This window comes from Hephaestia caeni, from assembly GCF_003550065.1.
GTDB lineage: Bacteria > Pseudomonadota > Alphaproteobacteria > Sphingomonadales > Sphingomonadaceae > Sphingomonas > Sphingomonas caeni_A.
Genome location: NZ_QXDC01000002.1, coordinates 33,213 through 55,917, shown reverse-complemented (window position 1 = coordinate 55,917; position 22,705 = coordinate 33,213). Strand labels below are relative to the sequence as shown.

General features: G+C 65.1%; 17 protein-coding genes. 5 read left to right on the top strand and 12 right to left on the bottom strand.

Going from position 1 to position 22,705, the window contains the following annotated elements:
- Positions 1-220: 220 nt before the first annotated feature.
- The 9 genes from DFR49_RS00240 to DFR49_RS00200 all read right to left on the bottom strand — a co-directional run bounded on the left by DFR49_RS00240 (position 221) and on the right by DFR49_RS00200 (position 9,404).
- Positions 221-1,906: a GMC oxidoreductase gene (locus DFR49_RS00240; RefSeq protein WP_119034065.1), complete on the bottom strand. Its 1,686-nt coding sequence runs from the start codon at positions 1,904-1,906 to the stop codon at positions 221-223.
- Positions 1,907-1,930: 24 nt separating this feature from the next.
- Complete coding sequence (locus tag DFR49_RS00235) at positions 1,931-2,767, bottom strand: sugar phosphate isomerase/epimerase family protein (RefSeq protein WP_245968171.1); 837 nt, start codon at positions 2,765-2,767, stop codon at positions 1,931-1,933.
- A 2-nt stretch (positions 2,768-2,769) separates the two neighbouring features.
- Positions 2,770-3,339 carry a gluconate 2-dehydrogenase subunit 3 family protein gene (locus DFR49_RS00230; protein ID WP_119034063.1) on the bottom strand — a complete coding sequence of 190 codons (570 nt, stop codon included), beginning with the start codon at positions 3,337-3,339 and terminating at the stop codon, positions 2,770-2,772.
- Between the two features lie 34 nt (positions 3,340-3,373).
- Entirely contained in the window at positions 3,374-4,285 is a 912-nt protein-coding gene (locus DFR49_RS00225) for a hydroxypyruvate isomerase family protein (protein WP_119034062.1), read from the bottom strand.
- Between the two features lie 19 nt (positions 4,286-4,304).
- Complete coding sequence (locus DFR49_RS00220) at positions 4,305-4,691, bottom strand: c-type cytochrome (protein WP_119034061.1); 387 nt, start codon at positions 4,689-4,691, stop codon at positions 4,305-4,307.
- A gap of 20 nt (positions 4,692-4,711) precedes the next feature.
- Positions 4,712-5,782 (bottom strand): sugar phosphate isomerase/epimerase family protein, encoded by a 1,071-nt coding sequence (locus DFR49_RS00215; protein WP_119034060.1) that lies wholly within the window; start codon positions 5,780-5,782, stop codon positions 4,712-4,714.
- Entirely contained in the window at positions 5,779-6,921 is a 1,143-nt protein-coding gene (locus DFR49_RS00210) for a Gfo/Idh/MocA family oxidoreductase (RefSeq protein ID WP_119034059.1), read from the bottom strand. The genes DFR49_RS00215 and DFR49_RS00210 overlap by 4 nt, the downstream gene beginning before the upstream one ends.
- Before the next feature lie 22 nt (positions 6,922-6,943).
- A complete protein-coding gene (locus DFR49_RS00205; protein WP_119034058.1) occupies positions 6,944-8,200 on the bottom strand; it encodes an MFS transporter in 1,257 nt (418 codons plus the stop codon).
- Between the two features lie 175 nt (positions 8,201-8,375).
- On the bottom strand, positions 8,376-9,404 hold the full coding sequence (locus tag DFR49_RS00200; protein WP_119034057.1) for a LacI family DNA-binding transcriptional regulator: 1,029 nt from the start codon (positions 9,402-9,404) through the stop codon (positions 8,376-8,378).
- A 146-nt stretch (positions 9,405-9,550) separates the two neighbouring features.
- On the opposite strand from DFR49_RS00200, the gene DFR49_RS00195 reads away from it, so the two are divergent.
- Positions 9,551-10,342 carry a 3-keto-disaccharide hydrolase gene (locus DFR49_RS00195; protein ID WP_119034056.1) on the top strand — a complete coding sequence of 264 codons (792 nt, stop codon included), beginning with the start codon at positions 9,551-9,553 and terminating at the stop codon, positions 10,340-10,342.
- A 227-nt stretch (positions 10,343-10,569) separates the two neighbouring features.
- A complete protein-coding gene (locus tag DFR49_RS00190; RefSeq protein ID WP_119034055.1) occupies positions 10,570-13,353 on the top strand; it encodes a TonB-dependent receptor in 2,784 nt (927 codons plus the stop codon).
- 29 nt (positions 13,354-13,382) lie between these two features.
- Here the strand turns inward: DFR49_RS00190 and DFR49_RS00185 are convergent, their stop codons facing one another.
- Positions 13,383-15,008 (bottom strand): FMN-binding glutamate synthase family protein, encoded by a 1,626-nt coding sequence (locus tag DFR49_RS00185; protein ID WP_119034054.1) that lies wholly within the window; start codon positions 15,006-15,008, stop codon positions 13,383-13,385.
- Between the two features lie 45 nt (positions 15,009-15,053).
- A complete protein-coding gene (locus DFR49_RS00180; RefSeq protein ID WP_119034053.1) occupies positions 15,054-15,668 on the bottom strand; it encodes a TetR/AcrR family transcriptional regulator in 615 nt (204 codons plus the stop codon).
- Between the two features lie 125 nt (positions 15,669-15,793).
- On the opposite strand from DFR49_RS00180, the gene DFR49_RS00175 reads away from it, so the two are divergent.
- Genes DFR49_RS00175 through DFR49_RS00165 form a run of 3 tightly spaced genes read left to right on the top strand, consistent with a single transcriptional unit; the run spans position 15,794 to position 21,569 of the window.
- On the top strand, positions 15,794-16,969 hold the full coding sequence (locus DFR49_RS00175; protein WP_119034052.1) for an efflux RND transporter periplasmic adaptor subunit: 1,176 nt from the start codon (positions 15,794-15,796) through the stop codon (positions 16,967-16,969).
- 12 nt (positions 16,970-16,981) lie between these two features.
- A complete protein-coding gene (locus tag DFR49_RS00170) occupies positions 16,982-20,158 on the top strand; it encodes a multidrug efflux RND transporter permease subunit (protein ID WP_119034051.1) in 3,177 nt (1,058 codons plus the stop codon).
- Positions 20,151-21,569, top strand: coding sequence for an efflux transporter outer membrane subunit (locus tag DFR49_RS00165; protein ID WP_119034050.1), 1,419 nt, complete (start codon positions 20,151-20,153; stop codon positions 21,567-21,569). Before DFR49_RS00170 ends, DFR49_RS00165 begins: the two co-directional genes overlap by 8 nt.
- Here DFR49_RS00165 and DFR49_RS00160 read toward each other — a convergent pair.
- Complete coding sequence (locus DFR49_RS00160; RefSeq protein WP_245968170.1) at positions 21,566-22,612, bottom strand: endonuclease/exonuclease/phosphatase family protein; 1,047 nt, start codon at positions 22,610-22,612, stop codon at positions 21,566-21,568. The two genes, DFR49_RS00165 and DFR49_RS00160, sit on opposite strands and share 4 nt — an antisense overlap.
- Positions 22,613-22,705: the final 93 nt, after the last annotated feature.

Sequence of the window (22,705 nt, the reverse complement as noted above, 5' to 3'; positions counted from 1 at the left end):
AAATGCTTCTTCCGCGGCTGACATCGTCTTCGTACGACGGCCCACGAATCCGCAATGATAACGTTTTCTTTTCAGGTCAATCCCGGATCAGCTTTCGGGTGATCGATGCGACGGAGACAAAAGGGCAACGCCAGGCTCGAATGCGCCGGGCGTTGCCCTGTATCGCCTTAAACCCGGGACCGCGACCCTTGCGGCGCCGAACCAGCGCGATCGGCTTCGTTCAGATCGCGCCCGCTTTCTTGGCGGTGACGGCGTGATCCACCGCGCGCGCCGTCATCGCCATGAAGGTGAGCGACGGGTTCACGCACGAGATCGAATTCATCTGCGCGCCGTCGGTGACGAACAGGTTCGCCGCCTCATGCGCCTGGTTCCATTTGTTGAGCACCGACGCGCGCGGATCGGCGCCCATGCGCGCGCCGCCCATCTCGTGGATCGCATCGCCGGGCACGTGCTTCTGCTCGTAGCTCGTCACGTTGCGGAGGCCGGCCTTGCGCAGCATCGCCTCACCCTCACGGCGCGCATCCGCCATCATGCGCAATTCGTTGTCCCGGAAGGTGACGTTGAACACCAGTTGCGGGATGCCGAAGCGATCGACCTTGGTCGGGTGAAGCGACACATGGTTGTCTTCATAGGGCAGGCATTCGCCGAACGCGCCCATCGAGAAATACCACGGGCCGTATTTGCGCATGCCGTGCTTCATCGACGCACCGAAGCCTTCCGGCCAGGCGGCTGAGCGGCCAGCGCCGCCCTGAAAGCCGTAGCCGCGCTTGAAACCGACGCCGTCGTCCTTGCTGTCGATATTGCGGAAGCGCGGAACATAGACCGCGCCGGGGCGGCGGCCATATTCGATATAGTCGGTCATGCCGGGGATTTCCCCGGAAACCCCGGTGCGGAAGATATGGTCCATGACGTAATGGCCGAGCGTGCCGCTGGTGTCGAACCAGCTACGATCGGAGCCGGGCGCGCGGCTGTTCATGAGGATCTGGACCGACGCCATCGCCGACGCGCACAGAAAGACGAGATCGGCCTTCACCACCTCCGCCTGCCCGGTCTTGGCATCGACATAGCGGACGCCGGTGACACGCTTGCGGGCGGGATCGTATTCGAGGTTCGAGACCACGGCATCGGTCTTGATCGTGAGCCGGCCCGTCGCCCGCGCCGCCGGCAACGTCACCGCCTGCGTCGAGAAATAGGCGCCGAACGAGCAGCCGTTCGAACATTGGTCGCGGAACTGGCATTTGGTGCGGCCCTGTTCGGGCTTGTCCTCGGTCATGTTCGATAAGCGCGCGGGGATCAGCTTGCGCCCGGGGAAGCCCGATTCGAACCGCTCCTTAAGCCATTTCTCCGCGATGTTCATCGGCATCGGCGGCTGGAATTCGCTGTCCGGCAGATAGGAAAGATTCTCGCGTGAGCCCGAGACGCCGATATATTTCTCGACATAGGTGTACCACGGCACCACGTCTTCATAGCGGATCGGCCAATCGCCGGCGATGCCCTCACGCTTGTTGGCTTCGAAGTCGCCGGGGCTCCAGCGAAAACTCCAGCGGCCCCAGATCAGCGATTTCCCGCCGAACGCGCCCGGCCTGATCCAGCGGAACTCCTCGCCGTCCTCGAACGCATAGGGGTTGAGGCGGTCGTCATTGTAGAACTGGAGGTTGCTCGTCGAGAGATAGCCGTATTTGGCGATGAAATAGTCGCTCTCGACGATCGCCGGGGGCACCGTGCCACGCGCGGGAAGCTGGAAATCCGGCGTGCCGTCATATGGATAGCCGGAGCCGTGCTCGACCATGAAGCCGCGATCGAGCATCAGGACGCGCAGGCCCTTTTCGGTCAGTTCCTTGGCGGCCCAGCCGCCGCTGATCCCGGAACCGATGACGATCGCGTCGAAGCTGTTGGTCGATGCCATTCCTGATGCCTTTTCGAATTGCCGTCAGAAGCGCAGCGCGCTCAGATTCCTGAAGCTGGTGGTGATGTCGGGGATATAGGGCGCGGGCGCCTCGTCATTCTCGACATAGAAATGCGCGACCTGCGACGCGCCGGGGCGTTTGAACAGCGCGGCGAAGTCGATCGTCCCGGCGCCGACCGCGGTCATCGACTTGTCCTTCTTCATGTCCTTGACGTGGAAGGCGTAGAGGCGCGTCGACAGGCGGTCGATCAGTTGGGCGGCGTCCGCCCCGGCGTGGATGGCCCAATACAGGTCGAGTTCCATCTTCACCAGCGCGGGATCGGTCTCGTCGAGCAGGCGGTCATAGAGCGACCTTCCGCCCGATGTGGTGAGGAACTCGAAATCGTGGTTGTGATAGGCGAAGCCGAGCCCCGCGTCGCGCGCCTGGGCCGCGAAGCGGTTCAGCCCGGCGATGACCGTGCCGAACGCCGCGTCGGTGCGCTGTTCCTCGGCCAGCCACGGGAGCACGATCGTATCGGCGCCGAGCGTCTTCACCATCTTGACCACGGCGGCGAAATCCTTCGCCATCGCCTCGTACGCGACGTGCGTGGAGGGCGCGCGGAGCTGCAGGCGATCCATCGCCGCGCGCAGCATCGCCGCATCCATCGTGTCATAATTGCCGCCGCCGAACTCCACCTCGCGATAGCCGATGCGCGCGACCTTCTCGAGTGTGCCCACCGGATCGCTCGCGAACAACTCGCGCACCGTGTAGAGTTGCAGGCCGACCGCCTTGACGCGCGCGGCGCGGGCAATGCCTGTCACTCCTATTCCGCTCATGGCCATCACCCCACCGGTGCCGGCGAGGAAAGCGCGTCTGTTCATCGTCATGCCGAAAAGACCTTGTTGACGTTGGAATAGAGGTAATCGCCGTGATATTCGCCGGGCACGGGCAGATATTCCCGCTCCTGCGTCATGCCGATCTCGGACGTGAAATAGCCGGTGAGGACGAGCTGCCGGAATTTCTCGAAGAAGGAGGCGCCGTTGGGGATTTCCCCGTTCATGGCCGCCGTCAGCAGCGCGTCTTGCTGCTCGGGCGTCGCCTTGGCGCCCGGCACCTTGTTGTCCTCCAGGCTCTTCGCGTCGAGCAAGTCGAGGCCGGCGATGATCGGTTTGCGCTCGTCGGGCCACGCCCAGTCGGCGAGGAGCTTCTCGATATACTCGGGCACGCCCGCCGCGATCGCGCCGGGCGTATCGGTGGTGGGCATCACGCGCTCGCTGAGCGCGGTCATCAACTCGTGCTGCGCCGGCGTGAAGACCTGGACGCTGGGCGGGCCGTCGCTGATGACGGGGCGCGTGGTCTTGCCCGCGAGGCCCGCGGCGCGGGCGATCGGGGCGAACAACGGGACGGCGAATGTCGCGGCCATGCCGGCAAGCGCGCGTCGTCGATCGATCATCTTCTGTCTCCCGAAATAGCGGCGGAGGGCGCGGTCATACCGCGTCGATCGCGCGATAAGCGGCGATCAGCCGCTCCTCGCCCGCGCGCCCTTCCAGCGAATTGCCATGTTCCATGCCAATGACGCCGTCGTACCGGCGCTTGCGCAGCCACTGGACGATCGTCTTGTAGTTGATCTCGCCCGTCCCCGGCTCGAGCCGGCCCGGATTGTCCCCGACCTGGATGTAGGGGATCTCGCTCCAGCAGCTATCGAGCGTCGGGATCAGGTTCCCGGCCTGGATCTGGGCGTGATAGAGATCGGCGAGCACCTTCACGGCGGGGCTGTCGGCGCCCCTGGCAATCAGATAGCCTTGCGTGATCGTCCGCATGAAGATGTTGGGGTGATTGGTGATGGTGTTGAGCGGCTCCATCACCAGAACCTTGTTCGCGCGCGCCGCAAGGTCGCCGGCGCGGCGCATCACCTCGATGATCCGAGCGGTCTGCAAGTCGACCGGCACCTTCGGGTCCATGAACCCCGTCACCACGGTGAGCCAGGTGGCGTTCAGGCGCTTGGCGACCTCGATCGCGGCGGGAAGATCGGCCAGGAACGCTTCGCGGTCGGCCCCGTCGTCGGCGCCGAGGAGAGGCCTGAACTGCGACCATTTGGGCATGCTCGCGACCAGCACGCCCATTGTCATGCCGCGCTGCTGAAACGCCTTCGCCATCGCGTCGAGCTGGGCAACGGGCCGGCCGACCGCTTCGTTGTCCTCCCACGCCATGAAGCCCTGATCGGCGGCAAAGGCGATCTGCTCGATCAGCCCCCCACGGCTGGCGAAGCTGCCTTCGTGCGGCGCGTATTTCATCGAGAAGCGCGCCGCGTTGCCGATCGGCATGCCCGCGCGCGCGACCGTTGCGGCGCCGAGGCCGAGGGCGGAGGCGGCGATGACGGTGCGGCGCGAGGGTTTCATGTGCGGGCCTTTCCCGAGGTCACTTCGCCGTGGCGGATTTCAGATAAGCGATCAGCGCCGCACGCTTTGCCGGATCGGCGACACCGATCGGCATCTTGGTGCCCGGCACCTTCTTGGTCGGCGCGGCGAGGAATTCGCTCAGCGTCTTCTCGTCCCAGCGCAGCCCGGATTTCTTCAGGGCCTCCGAATATGTGTAATCCGGCACTGATCCGACCGCGCGGCCGAACAGGCCGGAGAGGTTCGGGCCGATGCCATTGCGGCCGCCTTTCTCGGTGGTGTGACAGGCCTTGCACATGACGAAGGCGCGCTCGCCGGCGGTGGGGCTCTGCGCGGCAGACGGAACCGCGATAGCTGCCGCCGCGATGATCAGCGAGGAGATGCCCGCCATCCCATAGATCAACTTCATTTCCGACCTCTTTTCACTCGTTACTCTGCGGCCGACATCGGGCTTAGCCCAAGGAGCCGCCGGTTTGCAGCCTGATCGACTCCGCTTGCCGCGAAATCGTCGAAGGCGTGCGGCGTCACCCGGATGATGTGATCGCGGATAAAGGGCGCGCCCTCGCGCGCGCCATCCTCGGGATGCTTGAGGGCACATTCCCATTCGAGCACGGCCCAGCCAGCATAATCATAGGCCGCCATCTTCGAGAAGATCGCGCCGAAATCGACCTGCCCGTCGCCAAGCGAGCGGAAGCGCCCCGGCCGGTCGACCCATCCCTGATAGCCGCCGTAGACCCCCGAGCGGCCGGTGGGCCTGAATTCGGCATCCTTGACGTGAAAACAACTTATCCGCTCGTGATAAATGTCGAGGAACGCCAGGTAATCGAGCTGCTGGAGCACGAAATGGCTCGGATCGAACAGCAGCCGGGCGCGCGGATGTTCGTCCACCACGTCCAGAAAACGCTCGTAGGTCGCGCCGTCGTGCAGATCCTCGCCGGGGTGGACTTCATAGGCGAGATCGATCCCGTTTTCCTCGAACACATCGAGGATCGGGCGCCAGCGCCGGCCGAGCTCGGCGAAAGCCTCCTCGATAAGCCCCGCGGGCCGCTGCGGCCAGGGATAGACATAGGGCCAGGCGAGCGCGCCGGAAAAGGTCGCGTGTGCCGACAGGCCCAGGCGCCGGCTCGCCTGCGCCGCCAGCTTGACCTGCTCGACCGCCCACGCCTGCCGCTCGGCGGGCTTGCCGCGGACATGCTCCGCCGCGAAGCCGTCGAACAGGCTGTCATACGCCGGATGCACCGCGACGAGTTGTCCTTGCAAATGCGTCGAGAGTTCGCTGACGACGATCCCGTGGCGGTCGAGACGCCCCCGTAAATCGTCGCAATAGGCCTGGCTCTCGGCCGCCGTGTCGAGATCGATCAGGCGCGGCGTGCAGGGAATCTGGAGCGCCTTGTATCCCAGCCCCGCCGCCCATTCGGCGAGATGATCGAGCGTGTCGAACGGGGGCTCGTCGCCGAGGAATTGCGCCAGGAAAATGCCTGGCCCCTTGATCGTCTTCATCGTCCATCTCCCGGAAAAGGCAGCCAGGCACGTGCCTCGTTCGAGCGTACCGCCAGATCGATGAACCGTATCGATCGCAACCCGTCGCCGATACCCGGCACCAGGCCGTCGATATCGTCGCCCTTGCCAGCCACCGCGTCCGCGAAACCGGCATAGAGCGTCGCGAACGCCTCGATGAAGCCTTCGGGATGGCCGCTCGGCAGGCGCGTCGCCCGCTGCGCGGTCGGATGCAGCGCTGGGCCGCCGCTGTGCAGAATCTCGGTGCGCGCATCGGGCCAGCGCAGGATCAGATTGCCCGGCGCGTCATGATCCCATTCGATGCCGCCGGTCTCGCCGTAGATCCTGAGCCGCAAACCGTTGCGCTCGCCGGTGGCGATCTGCGACGCGGTCAGCACGCCGGGCACCTTGCCTTCGAAGTGCAGCAGGATGTTGCAATCGTCGTCCAGCGTGCGCCCCGGAACGACGCGAGGCAGATCGGCGACCAGTTCCTCGACGCGCAACCCGCTGACATATTCGGCGAGCTGAAAGGCGTGGACGCCGATATCGCCGATCGCACCGCCCCCGCCCGCGCGCGCGGGATCGGTTCGCCAGCCGGCCTGCGTGTTGCTGTCTTCGATCGCGGCGGCAAGCCATCCTTGCGGATAATCGACCATGATCTTGCGCACGCGGCCGATCGCGCCCGCGGCGATCCGGGCGCGCGCCTCGCGGACCATCGCATAGCCCGTATAGGTATAGGTCAGCGCGAACGGGCGGCCGCTTGCCGCCACGATTCCGGCCAGCGCCTCGGCCTCGTCCAGCGTCGCCGTCATCGGCTTGTCGCAGATCACCGGGAGGCCGGCCTCGAGCGCCGCTTTGGCGATCGCGAAATGGCTGTCGTTGGGGGTCGCGATCGCGACCGCCTGGATGCCGTCGTCGCGCCCGCGCTCGCCGTCGAGCATGGCCTCGATGCCGTCATAGGCCCGCTCGGGCGCAAGGCTCCAGATCGCCGCCTGGCTGCGCGATTTGGCGATATCGCGGCTGAACGCGCCGGCCACGAGAGCGAAGCGCGCATCAAGGCATGCCGCCATCCGGTGGACCGGCCCGATGAAGCTGCCCGGGCCGCCACCGACCAGGCCGAGCCTGAGAATGGGTTGCGTCATATCGCCGACCCCCGCCGCATTGTCACGAACCCGCGGGCGCGGAAGCGTCGCCGTCCTCCGCGGGCGCCGCGGCCAGTTTCTCGCGGAACGAGAGCGCGAACAGCACCATCGTGACGAAGGCGATCACCGCGGGCACCATCCAGATCGCCCGCCAGTCATGCGCGCCGCCGGCATCGGTATGGAGGCCGTAGACATAGCCGGCAATGTTCGATCCGATCACGATCCCGATCCCCTGCGTAATCAGCGTGAGGAACGCCTGCGCCCGCGCGCGCGATTCGGGATCGAACTTGCGATCGACGTAGATCTGCCCCGACACGATCAGGAAATCGTAGCAGATGCCGTGGATGATGATGCCGAGCAGCAGCATCGGCATGATCGCGGTGTCGTCGTGATAGCCGAAGCCGAACAGCACGAACCGCACCGCCCACGCGCCCATGCCGATCACGAGCACACGCTTGATCCCCATCCGCGCCAGCAGGAACGGCAGGCTGATCAGGAAGAAGGTTTCGAAAATCTGCCCCAGCGTCTGGATGCCCGTCGCCTCCAGACGCCCGCCGAACAGGTTCATATGCAGATCCTTCTCGGCGAAGAAGGCGTTGGCATAGGTATCGTAGAAGCTCTTGGGCACCATCAGCGCCAGCGTGCAGGCGATGAAGATCCAGAACGCGGTCTCGCGGTGGCGCAGGATCACGTCGAGCCCGAAGATCGCCGCAACGCTGACAACCTTGTGGCGCGCGCGCGGCGGCGTATCGGGCAGCGTGAAGGAATAGAGCCCCAGCAGGATGTAGACGCCGGACGCCATCTGCATGGGCAGCGCGGTTTCCGCCGCGCCGCTGATGATGCCGACGAGCAGCCCGGCGACGATCCAGCCGATCGTGCCCCAGACGCGGATCGCGGGGAATTCCTTGCTGGTATCCTCGATCGCGTTGAAGGCGATCGCCGTCGCGAGCGGGATCGTCGAGGCGTAGAACAGGAAATGGAGCAGGCAGCCGAACAGGAACAGCGACGGCGAACTCTGGATGGTCGATACCCAGAACAGCGCCCCGCCCGCGCCGAGCGAGAGGATGCCGAGCAGCTTCTGCGCGGCGATGAAGCGGTCCGCGACCATGCCGATGAACAGCGTCGACAGGATCGTCGCGATCCCGATCAGGCCGAAGGTCGTGCCGATGATCGTATCGAAATGCAGCCCCTGGCTCATATAGGTGCTGAGCGGAACGAGCCACACGCCCCACGCAAAATACTGCGCGAACATCATCACCGAGAGGCGCAGTTTCACCATGCCCAGGCTACCTCATCCATGCGGCCGAAGCATGGCGCCGGCCGTTCGATCCCTGAATGGACGCCGGGCGATCTGAAATTGCCCTTACCGTGCCCCATCCCGCTGCCCGATCTTCGTCGAGTTGACGCGAACCAACCATGAGATCGATCTCATTGCAAGCCCATTTTTCGCTGCGTCAGGCGGGCGCCCCTGGGCGGCCGAACGGGCCAAGGCCGACGCTCTGCCGGATGATCAGCCGATGCGGCAGCGTCGCGGAAACCGGGCCGGCCTGGCGCCCGTGCAGGATATCGAGCAGCAGTTCGACGGTCTTGCGTCCGATATCCGCCATCGGCTGACGAACGGTGGTGAGCGGCGGATCGACATAGCGCGCCATCTGGATATCGTCGAAGCCGACGACCGAGAGCGCCTCGGGGCAGGATATCTGTGCCGATCGCGCCGCCGCCAGCGTGCCGATCGCCATTTCGTCGCTGAAGCAGAAGATCGCGGTAGGCGGGCGATCGAGCGACAGCAGGACGTTCGCGGCGCGGCGGCCCGATTCGACCGAAAAGTCACCACTTTCGGCGATCAGCCGGCCGATCAGGCCGTGATCTTCGGCCGCGCGTTGCGCGCCGATCAGGCGGTCGCGCGTCAGCGGGCTGTCCGGCGGCCCCAGCACGAGCGCGATATCGCGGTGCCCCATCGTGTAGAGCGATTCCATGACCTCGCGCGCCGCGCCGGCATTGTCGATATGCGCGCTCGACACCCCGAGCGACGGCGTGAACTCGCAGCCGTTGACGATCGGCGCGCGGCTGCCGTCGCGATCGAGGATCCGCGCCAGCGTGGTCGGCAGCCGATGGCCCAGGAAGATGATGCCGTCGGCCTCGCGCCGGTTCAGCATCTCGGCATATTGCTCTTCGCGGTCGCGGTCGTTGCGGGTATCCCCCAGCAGCACGGCATAACCTGCCTCCTGCGCCGCCTCTTCGACCCCGCGAATAACCCGCGAAAAGAACGGGTTGGAGATATCGGGAACGGTGACGACGATACGGCCCGTGCGCGTCGTACGCAGGCTGGCGGCGACCGAGTTGCGGCTGTAGCCGAGCCGTTCGACGACCTCCAGCACGCGCGCACGCGTCTTCTCGGCCACCAGTTCCGGGCTCGACAGCACCCGCGCGGCGGTGGCGCGCGATACGCCGGCGGCCGTCGCCACATCTCTGATGGTCGTCATCGTCTCACCCTATGGAGCACCCGCGGCCTAGACAAGCCGCCACACGCCACCTAGCATGAGATCGATATCATTTTTCCCGGCATCTCGCGGATCGGGGGCACCGATATGAACCACTGTCAACCGCATGTATCGACAGGGATTGAACGATGAACTCTTCTGCTTTGGGCGCGGCGTCCCTGTTGCTTCTTATCCCGGCGATCGCGGCGGCACAGGATACCAAGCCCAGGCCGGAAGATACCGAGCAATGGTCCCCGGCGGTGCAGGTGGTACTGCCCGGCAAGTTCGAAGCCTCGCCACCGCCGTCCGATGCGATCGTCCTGTTCGACGGCACGGCGCTTGATCATTGGCAATCGGTCGAGGACGACTCGCCCGCACGCTGGACGGTGGCCGACGGCGCGATGACGGTGGTCAAGCAAGCCGGCAACATCCAGACCCGCCAGTCGTTCGGCAGCTATCAGCTCCACCTTGAATATCGCATTCCCGCCGGCATCACCGGCACGGGCCAGGCGCGCGGGAACAGCGGTCTGTTCCTCGCTTCCACGGGCAAGGGGGACAAGGGATACGAGCTTCAGATCGTCGACAGCTATCAGAACAACACGTACGTCAACGGTCAGGCGGGCAGCATCTACAAGCAATATCCGCCGCTCGCCAATCCGGTGCGCAAGCCGGGCGAATGGCAAAGCATCGACGTGGTCTGGAACAAGCCGGCCTTCGCCGCCGACGGCACGGTTGAACGCCCGGCTTCGGTCACCGCGTTCATCAACGGCGTGCTCGTCCAGGATCAGGCCGTGCTGCGCGGCGAGACGGTCTATATCGGGCAACCGAGCTATACGGTCTATGACCGCGCGCCGATCAAGCTCCAGGCGCACGGCGATCCGAGCACGCCGATCAGCTTCCGCAACATCTGGGTCCGCGAAATCCCCGATCTCGACCACTGATCGTCGATTTGGGGCAGCGGCGACCGACGCCGCGCGGACACAAGCCACCGGTCCGCTAGCCGCCCGGTGGCGCGGCCGGGATGGTGAGGCGACGCACAAATACCACAGGTGAGGCAAGAAGGTTCGGCGCGGACCTTGATTCGTTGCCAGCGGAACTTGTCCGATTTATTCCTTGATGCCTAACAACTCCTGGGGTTCCGCAACCCTCGGAAAATGGGGAGGACATCATGAAGTGGAAGCCGTTGCTGTGCGCGTCGGTATCGACGGTAGTGGGGTTGGCAGGCGTGGTGCCCTCGGCGGCGGTGGCGCAATCCACCGGCACGGCGGGTAACCCGCAAGACACGCCCGCCGCCGCGACAAACAACCCCACGGACATCGGACCCACGGCGCAGGACGGCACCGATTCGAGTGGTGCCATCATCGTCACCGGCCTCCGCCGCAGCCTCGCGACGGCGCAAGAGATCAAACGCGAGTCGGACGGCATCGTCGACGCCATCGTCGCCGAGGATATCGGCAAGCTGCCCGACACCTTCGCTTCCTCCGCGCTCCAACGCGTCTCGGGCGTCACGGTCACGCGGGGTGGTGGCGAATCGGCGGGCGTCACCGTCCGCGGCCTGCCCGATCTGACCACCACGTATAACGGTCGGCAGATCTTCACTGCCGAGGGCCGCTACGTCCAGATTCAGGATTTTCCCGCGGGCACGGTCGCCGCGCTGGAGGTCTACAAGTCCGGCACCGCCAACATGATCGAGGGCGGGATTGCCGGCGAGATCAACGTGCGCGGCCGCAAGCCCTTCGATTTCAGCGGCTTCGAATTGTCGGGCTCGCTGAACGGCGTGCTGTCGCAGCAGTCGGAGAAGATCGCCCCGAACGGCAACCTCTTGATCAGCGATCGCTGGACCACCGGCATCGGCGAGATCGGCGCGCTGCTCAACGTCAGCTATGTCGGGATCAACTTCCTCGATTCGACGCGCGAACAATCGCTGGTGATCGCCACCACCGACGCGAACAACGCGCCCACCGCCGAACCCGGCCTGCGCTTCCCCGACGCGCAGGGCAACTTCCTGGGCTATGGCGAGCGCTGGCGCCCATCGGCCAATGCCGCCGTCCAGTGGAAACCCACGCCCGAGCTTGAGATTTACGCCGACGGCCTGTTCCAGGGCTTCCGGTCGAAGGATTACAATCGCTGGATGTTCATCCCGATCTTCGGGGACATCAAGCTGTCGAACGTGACGACCCTCCCCGGCACCAACCAGATCGATACGGCGACCGTCACCGGCGCCGTGCGGCCCGACGGCTATACCGGATCGTTCAACGGCAAGACCGACACGTACCAGGTGGGCGGCGGCGTCATCTGGAAACGCGATCGGCTCCAGATTTCGGCCGACCTGGCCTATACCGACAGCCAGTATACCGCGAACCTCGTCAACGTCGATTATGCGTTCGCCAGTTCGCCGGTACGCAACGTCGAGTTCGAGACCACCCCCGATGGCGGGCCGACGCAGACCTTCGTCGATTTCGACATCACCAATCCCGCCAATTTCATCAGCCGCGGCCTCTATCAGGAGTTGCTGATCGTGAACGGCAAGGATTGGCAGGCACGTACCGACCTGTCCTACGATCTCGACCTCGGCTTCCTGAAACGGCTGCAAGTCGGTGTGCGCTACGGAGATCGCGACGCCGGACGGGATTTCGGTAACTTCTATGTCAACAACGAAGGCGCGGGTATCCCGATGACCGCACTCCCGGGTGCGGATGTGAGAACCAGCCTCCCCGGCTTCACCTACAACACTGCACAGCCGAACGTCGCCTATGCCGCGATCACCCGCGACAGCATCCGCGACAATCTGGTCGCGCTGCGATCCTTCTTCGGAACGCCCGAAGGTCTGCCGGCATTCAATCCGACCGACAATTTCCGCGCCAACGAGAAATCGTACGCTGCCTACGCACAGGTAAAATACGGCTTCGATCTCGGATCCGTCGTCGTCGACGGCCTCATCGGGCTGCGCGCCGTCAAGACCAAGACCCGGATCAGCGGTTTCTCACGCATCGAGGATACCGGCGGCGTGGTCACTTTCCCGCCGATCACCGCCGAGAACGATTATACCGACTATCTGCCGAACGTCAGCGCACGGATTGGCTTCACCGACGAACTGCAACTGCGCCTCGCCTATACCCAGACGCGCACCCGGCCGAACTTCTTCGATCTCCGGCCCAATCTGTCGCTGGGCCAGCCGGTGATCCTTGCACCGGGCGATCCTTGCCTTGACGACCCGACGACCGAGGAATGCGTAGAGCGCCTGCGCCGTGGCGGCTCGGCCGGCAACCCGGATCTGAAACCGCTCACGTCGAACAATTACGACGCGAGCCTGGAATATTATTTCTCGCCGACGGGCTCCGTCACCGCCGCGATCTTCCGGCACGACGCCCAGGGCTTCCTCTCGACGGTGGACGATCGTTCCACCGGCGGGCTTCGCATCGCCCGACCCGTGAATCTCGGCAAGACGCGGTTGCAGGGGGCGGAGGTGTCGTTCACCAGCTTCCTCGACATCGACGGCCTGCCCGATTGGGCGAAGGGCTTCGGTCTCCAGGCCAACGGCACCTATATCGACGCCAAGGGCGATCTTCAGTCGAACTTCGCGGCGACGCTGAACAACGAGCCGCAGCGGTTTCCGGGCGTGTCGAAATGGGCGTACAATGTCATCGCGATGTACGAGAAGCCGATGTTCTCGGCCCGGCTCGCTTATAATTACCGGTCAAAGTTCGTGACCTATTACAGCCTCGAGGCGCTCGATCCGATCGCGCACGGCATCATCGAGAAGGGCCGCGGCCAGCTTGACTTCTCGACCTCGGTCACGCCGGTTCCGAACATCACGCTCGCGTTCGACATCGTGAACCTGCTCGGGAATCCGCTGCAACGCTATCGCCAGTATAATACGGGGGACAGCTATACCCGGCAGGTGCTGTATCTCGAGCGCGCCTATTCGCTCGGCATCCGGTTCCGCTTTTGATTCGCGATCGGATGGGCTCTCAGCAAATCTCAGCCGCTTTGGAGGCTTGGCGCTGGCGCGGCGGCGAAGCTGTCGGCGCGCGCCGTGCGCCACGCATAGCTGTAGAAATCATGATCGCTGGCCCCGGATAGAAGCTCACCCGGCTCCAACAGCACATGGAGTTGCGAAAACAGCCGAATCTCGGTCTGGTTGACGCGGCGCACCAGATGATGCGGACCAATATCACGCGGGTGTTCCAACCCCGCGGCCGCAAGCATCTCGGAAAGCGCGGCCAGCGTGTTGCGATGGAAATTGCGGACCCGCTCCGCCTTGTCGGGCACCACGAGCGCGCGCTGGCGCCAGGCATCCTGCGTCGCCACCCCCGTCGGGCAGCGGTTGGTGTTGCAGCTCAGCGACTGGATACAGCCGAGCGCGAACATGAAACCGCGCGCCGCATTGGCCCAGTCGGCGCCGATCGCGAGCAGGCTGGCGATGTCGAACGCGCTGACCACCTTGCCCGCGGCGCCGATCTTGATGTCCTGCCTGAGCCCCGCGCCAACCAGCGTATTATGTACGAACAGCAGCCCTTCGCGCATCGGGACGCCGAGATGATCGGTAAATTCCAGCGGCGCCGCACCGGTGCCGCCTTCCGCACCATCGACGACGATGAAATCGGGGCGGATGCCGGTCTCGATCATCGCCTTGGCGATCCCCATGAATTCCCACGGATGTCCGATGCACAGCTTGAAGCCAACGGGCTTGCCGCCGGACAATTGCCGCAGCCGCGCGATGAAGTGCATCATCTCGATCGGGGTCGTGAACGCGGTGTGATGCGACGGAGAGACGCAATCCACGCCCACGGGAACGTCGCGGGTCGCAGCGATCTCGGCGGTCACCTTGGCGCCGGGCAGGATGCCGCCATGCCCGGGCTTCGCGCCCTGGCTGAGCTTGATCTCGATCATTCGGACTTGCGGCACCACGGCTTGCGCGGCGAACCGTTCGGGATCGAAATCCCCCGCGGCGGTACGGCATCCGAAATATCCGCTGCCCAATTCCCAGATCAGGTCGCCGCCATGCTCGCGATGATAGGCGCTGATCCCGCCTTCACCGGTATCGTGCGCAAAGCCGCCCATTTTGGCACCCCGGTTCAGCGCCCGAATGGCGTTCGCGCTCAACGAGCCGAAGCTCATCGCGGAGATGTTCAGGATCGACGCCGAATAGGGTGCGGTGCATTGGCTCCCACCGATCTCGATCCGGAAACTTTCCGGGTCGGCCGCTGAGATCGCCCCGATCGACGGGCTGATGAACTCATACCCGTTGCCGTACACATCGAGTTGGGTGCCGAACGCGCGTTCGCTGCTTTCGTTCTTGGCGCGCGCGTAGACGAGTGATCGCTGGCTGCGCGAAAATGGGGTTCGGTCGTGATCGCTTTCGAGGAGATATTGACGAATTTCGGGGCGCATCCATTCGATCAGCCAGCGCGTGTTGCCGATGATGGGGTAATTGCGGCGAACCGAATGGCGGCGCTGGATCAGGTCGTAACCGCCCAGCAGCGATAGTGCCGCGGCGATCAGGAACAGCGGCCACAACCCCGGACGGGCGACAAGGGACAATCCCGATACGGCGGCAACGACAATGCAAAGCACAAGAACGGTAAAACGGTTGATCCGCAACATATCTCTCCCGAAGCGGGGCGGTGGGGCCGGCGTTCGCCGGGCGCTTCACTCGGCTATGCGATAATATTCGAGGAACGGCGCAAGGCGCCAGTTCAGGGCATCGCCATTGGTTTCTTCCGGCGGGAGGCCGAGCAGCGCCCGTATCGGCCCATCGCACAAGACGATCGCGAAATAGAGATCGGCCGCCTCCTGCGGGCGATCGATCCGGGCTTTCCCCGCCGCCGTCCACCGGCGAAATGCCTCGGCCAGCCGCGCCACGAACTGCAAATGCACCTCATGGTTGAACCGCTGCCCGAATTCGGGGTCGGTCAGGCTCTGGGCGATCACGAGGCGCATCAGCGCAAGCGATCGCGGCGCGGTGGTGAAGGCGTGATAGCGCAGCGCCAGTTCACGAAGGACGGCGCCGGGGCGTGCATCCTCGGCATATATATCCTCAACGTCCTTCAGCCCTTCATCACGCGCCCGATCGACCACGGCGTAAAGCAGACCGTGCTTGTTGCCGAACAAATCGTACACCGTCGCGAGCGAGCCGCCCGATCGCTGGACGATCGCATTGACGCTGACCCGCTCGTATCCCTGTTCGAGGAACAGTGATTCGGCGGCGTCCAGGATGGCCTGCCGCCTGTCTTCGCGTCGCGTCGTGTCTCGTCTGTCGTTCATGTCGGTCCCGTTCCGCTCGTCATCCTACTTGGCTGTTGACGAGTAATGTACGTTACACTACTGGCACCGCGCAAGCCAGAGCGCGGATCTCGGGGCCGCTATCGCTAACATGGGATAAGACAGATATGCGTCGTTTTGCCACATTGAGAAATGCGGCGTGCGCCCTGGCCGGTGCAGCAATGCTGGCACTGGCGGGCTGTGCAGGCGAAGCGCCGCCGCCCCCGCCCCCGCCCGAGGTTGGGATCGTGACGATTCGCGCGCAGCCGGTGACCAACGTCATCACGCTGCCCGGTCGCGTACAGGCGGTTCGCACCGCCGAGGTCCGCGCTCGCGTCGACGGCATCGTCCAGCGCCGGCTCTACGAGGAAGGCACTGACGTTCGCGCAGGCCAAGCGCTGTTTGCGATCGATCCGCGCGAATTGCGCGCGAGCTACAACGCCGTGCAGGCGTCGCTCGCACGCGCGCAGGCGAATGCCGCCAACGCCCAGCAGGATGTCGATCGCTATCGCCCGCTGCTGGTCGATAACGCGATCAGCAAGCAGGAATATGATACCGCGGTCGCGCGGCTGCGCTCGGCCCAGGCCGATGTCGCGCAGGCGCGTGCGCAGGTGGAAAGCGCGCGGCTGAGCCTCAGCTACACCACGGTTACCGCGCCGATCTCGGGCCGTGCGGGCCGTGCACAGGTTACCGAAGGCGCGTTGGTGAGCGCTGCCGGCGGCACCTCGCTGACGACGATCGAGCAGATCGACCCGATCTACGTCAATTTCTCGCAATCGAGTTCGGATCTGATGGCGATCCGGCGCGACATCGCCAGTGGTCGGCTCGACCTTCCCGGGCTGAACCGGATCGCGGTTCAACTCGAGCTGGAAAACGGCGACAGCTACGGCATCGAAGGCCATATCGATTTCCTCGATCTCGCGATCGACGAAGCCACCGGCACCGCCGCGCTGCGCGCCGAATTCCCCAATCCGGCGCGGCTGCTGCTGCCCGGTCAGTTCGTCCGTGCCCATCTTCAGGCCGGCATCAAGGCCGACGGCATCGTCGTGCCCCAGCGCGCGGTGACGATGGGGCCGCAGGGTGGTTCGGTGATGGTCGTCGGCGCGAAGGACATCGTCGAGGTCCGCCAGATCCGGCTTGGCGACCTTCAGGGCAGCAATTGGGTCGTGCTCAATGGGTTGAAGCCGGGTGACCGGGTGATCGTCTCAGGGCTACAGAAAGTGCAGCCGGGCCAGCCGGTCCGCATCGCCGCCCCCAAGGCCGAATCCAAGGCCGCGCCTAAGCAACAGCCCGCCGCGCGCTGAGGATATCCGATCATGAGCCCCCGCTTCTTCATCGACCGGCCGATCTTCGCCTGGGTCGTCGCCTTGTGCATCACGCTGGCCGGCGTGCTGACGCTGCAAGCGCTGCCGATCGAGCAATATCCGACGGTCGCGCCGCCGTCGCTCACCCTTCGCGCTACCTATCCGGGCGCGGACGCGGCGACGCTCGAACAGAATGTCACGCAGGTGATCGAGCAGGAACTGAACGGCATCGAAGGCCTGCTCTACATGTCGTCGACGAGCAATTCGAACGGCTCGGCGGAAATCACGGTCACCTTCAAGACCGGGACCGACATCGACAAGGCCCAGATGGACGTCCAGAATCGCCTGACGCTGGTCGAGCAGCGCTTGCCCGAGGAAGTCCGGCGTCAAGGTATCCCCGTGCAGGAGGCCAATGCCGGCTTCCTGATGCTGGTCGCGATCGAATCGAAATCCGGCGCAACCGGCCAGTTCGAACTCGGCAACTTCGCCAATGCGCGCATCGTCGACGAATTGCGGCGCGTCGAGGGTGTCGGCAACGTTCAGGTCTTTGCCTCGCCCTATGCGATGCGCGTGTGGCTCGATCCGCAGAAACTCGCCAATTATCGGCTGTCCGCGGCCGAGGCGCTCGCCGCCGTGCAGGAACAGAACAGCCAAAGCCCGGGTGGCCAACTCGGCGATCTGCCGATCGCGGGCGGCACCGAGCTTAACGCGACGATCCTGACGCAGAGCCGGTTCACGACCCCTGAGCAGTTCGCCAAGATCATCCTGCGCGCCAACCCCGACGGTTCCGCGGTCACGTTGGGCGATGTCGCACGCGTGGAACTGGGCGCGCAAACCTACCTGTTCGATTCCGAGCTCAACGGAAAGCCGGTCGCCGGTGTCGCCGTCCAGATGACGCCGGGCGCCAACGCGCTCGCCACCGCAGAGGGCGTCAAGGCGCGGCTGACGCAGCTCGCGACGACATTCCCGCAGGACGTGACCTGGTCGGTCCCCTACGATACGACGCTGTTCATCGACGCCTCGATCTCGGCGGTCGTCAAGACGCTGGTCGAGGCGATGGTGCTCGTCTTCCTCGTCATGTTCCTGTTCCTCCAGAACTGGCGCGCGACGCTGATCCCGTCCATCGTCGTTCCGATCGCGCTTGCCGGCGCGTGCCTGGGCCTGTGGCTGTTCGGCTTCTCGATCAACGTGCTGACACTGTTCGCGATGGTGCTCGCGATCGGCATCTTGGTCGACGACGCGATCGTCGTGATCGAGAATGTCGAGCGGATCATGGTGGAGGAACGACTCTCGCCCTATCACGCGACCGTGAAGGCGATGCGCCAGATCACCTCCGCGATCGTCGGCATCACCCTCGTCCTGATGGCGGTGTTCGTGCCGATGGCGTTCTTTCCGGGATCGACCGGGGCGATCTACAAGCAATTCTCGGTCACGCTGATCGTATCGATCGGCTTCTCGGCGCTGCTCGCGCTGACGCTGACGCCGGCGCTCTGCGCGACCTTCCTCAAGCCGCATGTGCCTGGGGATGAGCGCCAGCCGAACTGGTTCACGCGCCACACCGGGCGCTTCTTCGGCGGCTTCAACAATTGGTTCGGGCGGACAACCAACCGCTATCAGGGGCTGGTCGGCGGGATGCTTTCGGCGCCGCTGCGCTGGCTCGGCGTGTTTGCGGCGATGCTCGTGCTGACGATGGTCCTCTTCACCCGCCTCCCCGGCGGCTTCCTTCCTGTCGAAGATCAGGGCACCGTCATCACTGCGATCCAGGCGCCCCCGGGGGCGACCCGCGCGCGAACCGAAGAAGCGATCGCGCAGGTGAAGGCCTTCTACCACGAGGAGAACGTCGTCGAGAACGTGTTCGTCGTGCGCGGCTTCAGCTTCTTCGGTCAGGGGCAAGCCAACGCGATCTCGTTCACGACGCTCACCCCCTGGAAACAGCGCCCCGGCGCCGAAAACAGCTCGACCACCCTTGTCGGCAAGGCGATGGGCGCCTTCAGCCAGATCAAGGAGGCGATGGTCTTTGCGCTCAATCCTCCCGCGATCCAGGAACTCGGCACCGCCAGCGGCTTCACCTTCAAGCTCGAAGATGTCGGCGGCAACGGGACCGCGGCCCTGCTCGCTGCCCGCAATCAATTGCTCGGCGCGGCCGCACAGAGCCCGTTGCTCGCCGGGGTGCGCCCCGAGGCACAGGAGGATGCGCCGCAGCTTCGCGTCATGATCGATCGGATCAAGGCGCGCGCGCTCGGTCTCTCGATCGGCGATGTCAACGGCACGCTCGCGATCGCCTTCGGCAGTGCCTATGCCAACGACTTCACCCATGACGGCCGCGTCCTGCGCGTCATGCTCCAGGCCGACGCGCCCCATCGCATGACCCCAGAGGACGTGCTGGCGCTCAAGGTCCGCAACGCGGCCGGTGAGATGGTGCCGTTCGGCTCGTTCACGCAGGTCGAATGGACCTCGGGCCCGCAGCAGCTCCAGCGCTACAACGGCTATCCGGCCACCACGATCTCGGGCATGGCCGCCCCCGGCCGATCGACCGGAGAAGCGATGGCCGAGATGGAGCGGCTCGCCACCGATCTGCCCGCGGGCTTCGCCTATGAATGGACCGGCATCTCGTTCGAGGAGAAGCAGTCGGGCGGCCAGATCGGCATGTTGCTCGGCCTGTCGTTCCTTGTCGTGTTCCTGCTGCTGGCGGCGCTTTACGAAAGCTGGGCGATCCCGGTCTCGGTGCTGCTCGTCGTCCCGTTGGGCGTGCTCGGATCGATCCTGTTCACGATGATGCGCGGGCTCTCGGCAGACGTGTATTTCAACGTCGGGCTGATCACGATCATCGGGTTGGCGGCCAAGAACGCGATTCTGATCGTCGAATTCGCGATCGAGCAGGAAGCCGAAGGCAAGTCACCGCTCGACGCGACGCTCGAGGCGGTGAAGCTGCGGTTGCGCCCGATCATCATGACGTCGCTGGCCTTCATCGGCGGCATGGTGCCGTTGTTCGCCGCCAGCGGCGCGGGCGCGGCCAGCCGGATCGCGGTCGGCACCGGTGTCGTCGGCGGCATGCTCGCCGCGACGCTGCTCGGCATCTTCTTCATCCCCGTCTTCTACCTCTCGGTGCGGCGCTGGCTCAGCAAGAAGCGCCCGCCCGCGCCCGGCGAAGAGCCGCACCACGACGATCCGGAGCCTGTCCATGCGTAAGGCGTTCGTTCTCACCCTCGCCGGTCTGCTCGCGGGCTGCCAGATGGCGCCGCCGCATGTGCGGCCCGATCTCCCGACCGCAACGGGTTATCCCGCCGCTTTTGCCGGCGACGTGACGCTCGGCACGCGTGCGGTGGAGATCGGCTGGCGCGATTTCTTCGCCGACCCCCAGCTCCAGCAACTCGTCGCGACCGCGCTGGAGCATAACCGCGATCTCGCCATCGCGGTCGCCCGGATCGAGGAAGCGCGCGGGCTCAATCGGATTACCGACGCCGATCGCTTTCCCACGCTGGGCGCGACCGGCGACGTGACGCGTAGCCGCACCCCCGGCGCCGCCACCGGTATCCCGGGTGCAGGCGCGGTCACCGACAACCGCTATTCGATCGGCGTCGGCGTCACCGGGTTCGAACTCGATTTCTGGGGACGAGTGAAGAATTTGTCGGACGCCGCACGGGCACAATATCTGGAAACGATCCAGGCCCAGCGCGCCTTCCGCCTCGTCCTGATCCGCGATGTCGCCTCGGCCTATTTCGCAGCGCGCGAGGCCGATGAACGCATCGCGCTGGCCGAAGCGACCGTGCGCAGCCGGCAGGAAGGCTTGCGCATCGCGCAGCGGCGGCTCGACGCAGGGGTCACCTCGGCGCTCGATTTCCGCCAGTCGGAATCGCTGCTGACGCAGGCCGAAACCGAATTGGCAGGGCTCCGGCTCGCCAAGGCGCAAAGCGAAAACAGCCTTGCGGTGCTGACGGGCGGGTCGCTGCCGGCAGCGCTGCCACCCGCGCTGCCGCTCGCCAAACAGAAAAACGGCGCCGTGATCGCTGCCGGTCTGCCGTCCGAACTGATGGTCACCCGCCCCGACATCCTCGCTGCCGAGGAACGGCTGCGTGCCGCACGCGCCAATATCGGGGCGGCGCGTGCCGCCTTCTTCCCGAGCATTTCGCTGACCGGCAATCTCGGCTTCGCTTCCACTGCGCTGGATAATCTGCTCGGCAACGACGGATTGAGCTGGAGTTTCGGCCCGACCATCAACCTGCCGATCTTCGACGGGGGCCGCCGCAGCGGCAATCTCACCGTCGCCGAAGCGCGCGAAGATATCGCAATCGCCGATTATGAAGGGACGCTGCAACAGGCGTTCCGCGATGTCGCCAACGCGCTCGCCGGGCGGCGCTGGCTTGCCGATCAGGTGGCGTCGCAGATGCGCGAGACCGAGGCCCAGCGCCAGATCGCCTTCCTCGCCCGCACGCGATACCGCGAGGGGGTGGTCAATTATCTCGAAGTGCTCGATGCCGAGCGCAACCTGTTCGCCGCCGAACAGGCGCTGATCCGCGTGCGCCGAAGCGAACTCGACAATCTCGTCGCGCTCTACGTCGCTTTGGGCGGCGGGGCACTGGAGAACAGCGCGACCGGTTAGCGCCAGTTCAACCGGTAGGTAACCAGAAACCCGTCATGGTCGGACAAGCGTGGACTGTCCGGTGATCCGTCGAACAGCGATTCAACCCTTATCGGGGTGATCGACACCGCTGCGCCCGAATCGAACAATTGCAGATCCTGCGTGTCCATCCACGGCTCGTCGCCGTCCCACGACATCCGCACGTCGCACCTTGCCGGCTGCTCGACACAATATTGATGGACGAGTGCCAGCGGCTGGCTCTGGCGGAACCGCAGGAAGCGCAACTGATCGTGGCGCATGTTGAAATCACCGCCCAGAATCAGCGGCATATCGCGGTGTGCCACCCGGTCGATAAAATCGCTCAGCACAGCGGTTTGCAAATGATGGGCCGCGCGATGGCGCTGCGGCGAAACGCCCGAGGCGCCTTGCGAATTCATGTGGGTATTGAACAGATCGACCGGCTGCGGAACGCCGGGGATGTGGATCCGGGCGTGCAAAACCCCCTTGTTGCTCAGGCAATCGATCCCGGCGCAGCGGCGACTGCCGAAGGGTTCCGACCGACTGGCAACGATCGGATAGCGGCTGAGGATGGCAAGACCGCTGGGTACCAGATGAATGCCGATCTCCCCCTTGCCCCGGACAAAGGGGCCGCCCATCCGGCCGGCGACGGACAACGCCGGCTTCTGCGTTCGCGACGGCCCGAAAACGGCATTGGCATAAGGCATGGTTTCAACCGCGCGCACCGCCGCCGGGCTGAACATTTCCTGGATCAGGATGATATCGGGCGCATGGCCCTGCGCCGCCATCTCGCCAAGCACCGCACTGATCCGCTGTAGCGATGGCCCCCGGCCCTTGCGTGCCGGCCAGCCCAACCCTTCGATGTTAAAGGTCAGCACCGTCAGCGTGGTGCGGTGCTCGCCGTCCGCCGCCGTGACGATCACCGGCCCGGCCGCGCCGGCCACCGGCGCCAGCCTAGGCGGCGGCAGCGACGCACAACCGGCGAGCAACACCGCCAGCCCGACGACCATCGTCTTGAACGCCCACCGCGGGAAGCCTGCCGTCATCCCGCCGGCATTACCGGCTTGCTGTCCGTCGCGCTATGCCGTCTGTCGGCGTGAACGCTGTGGAAGGCGGAAAGCTCGCTCGGCCATCCCGCG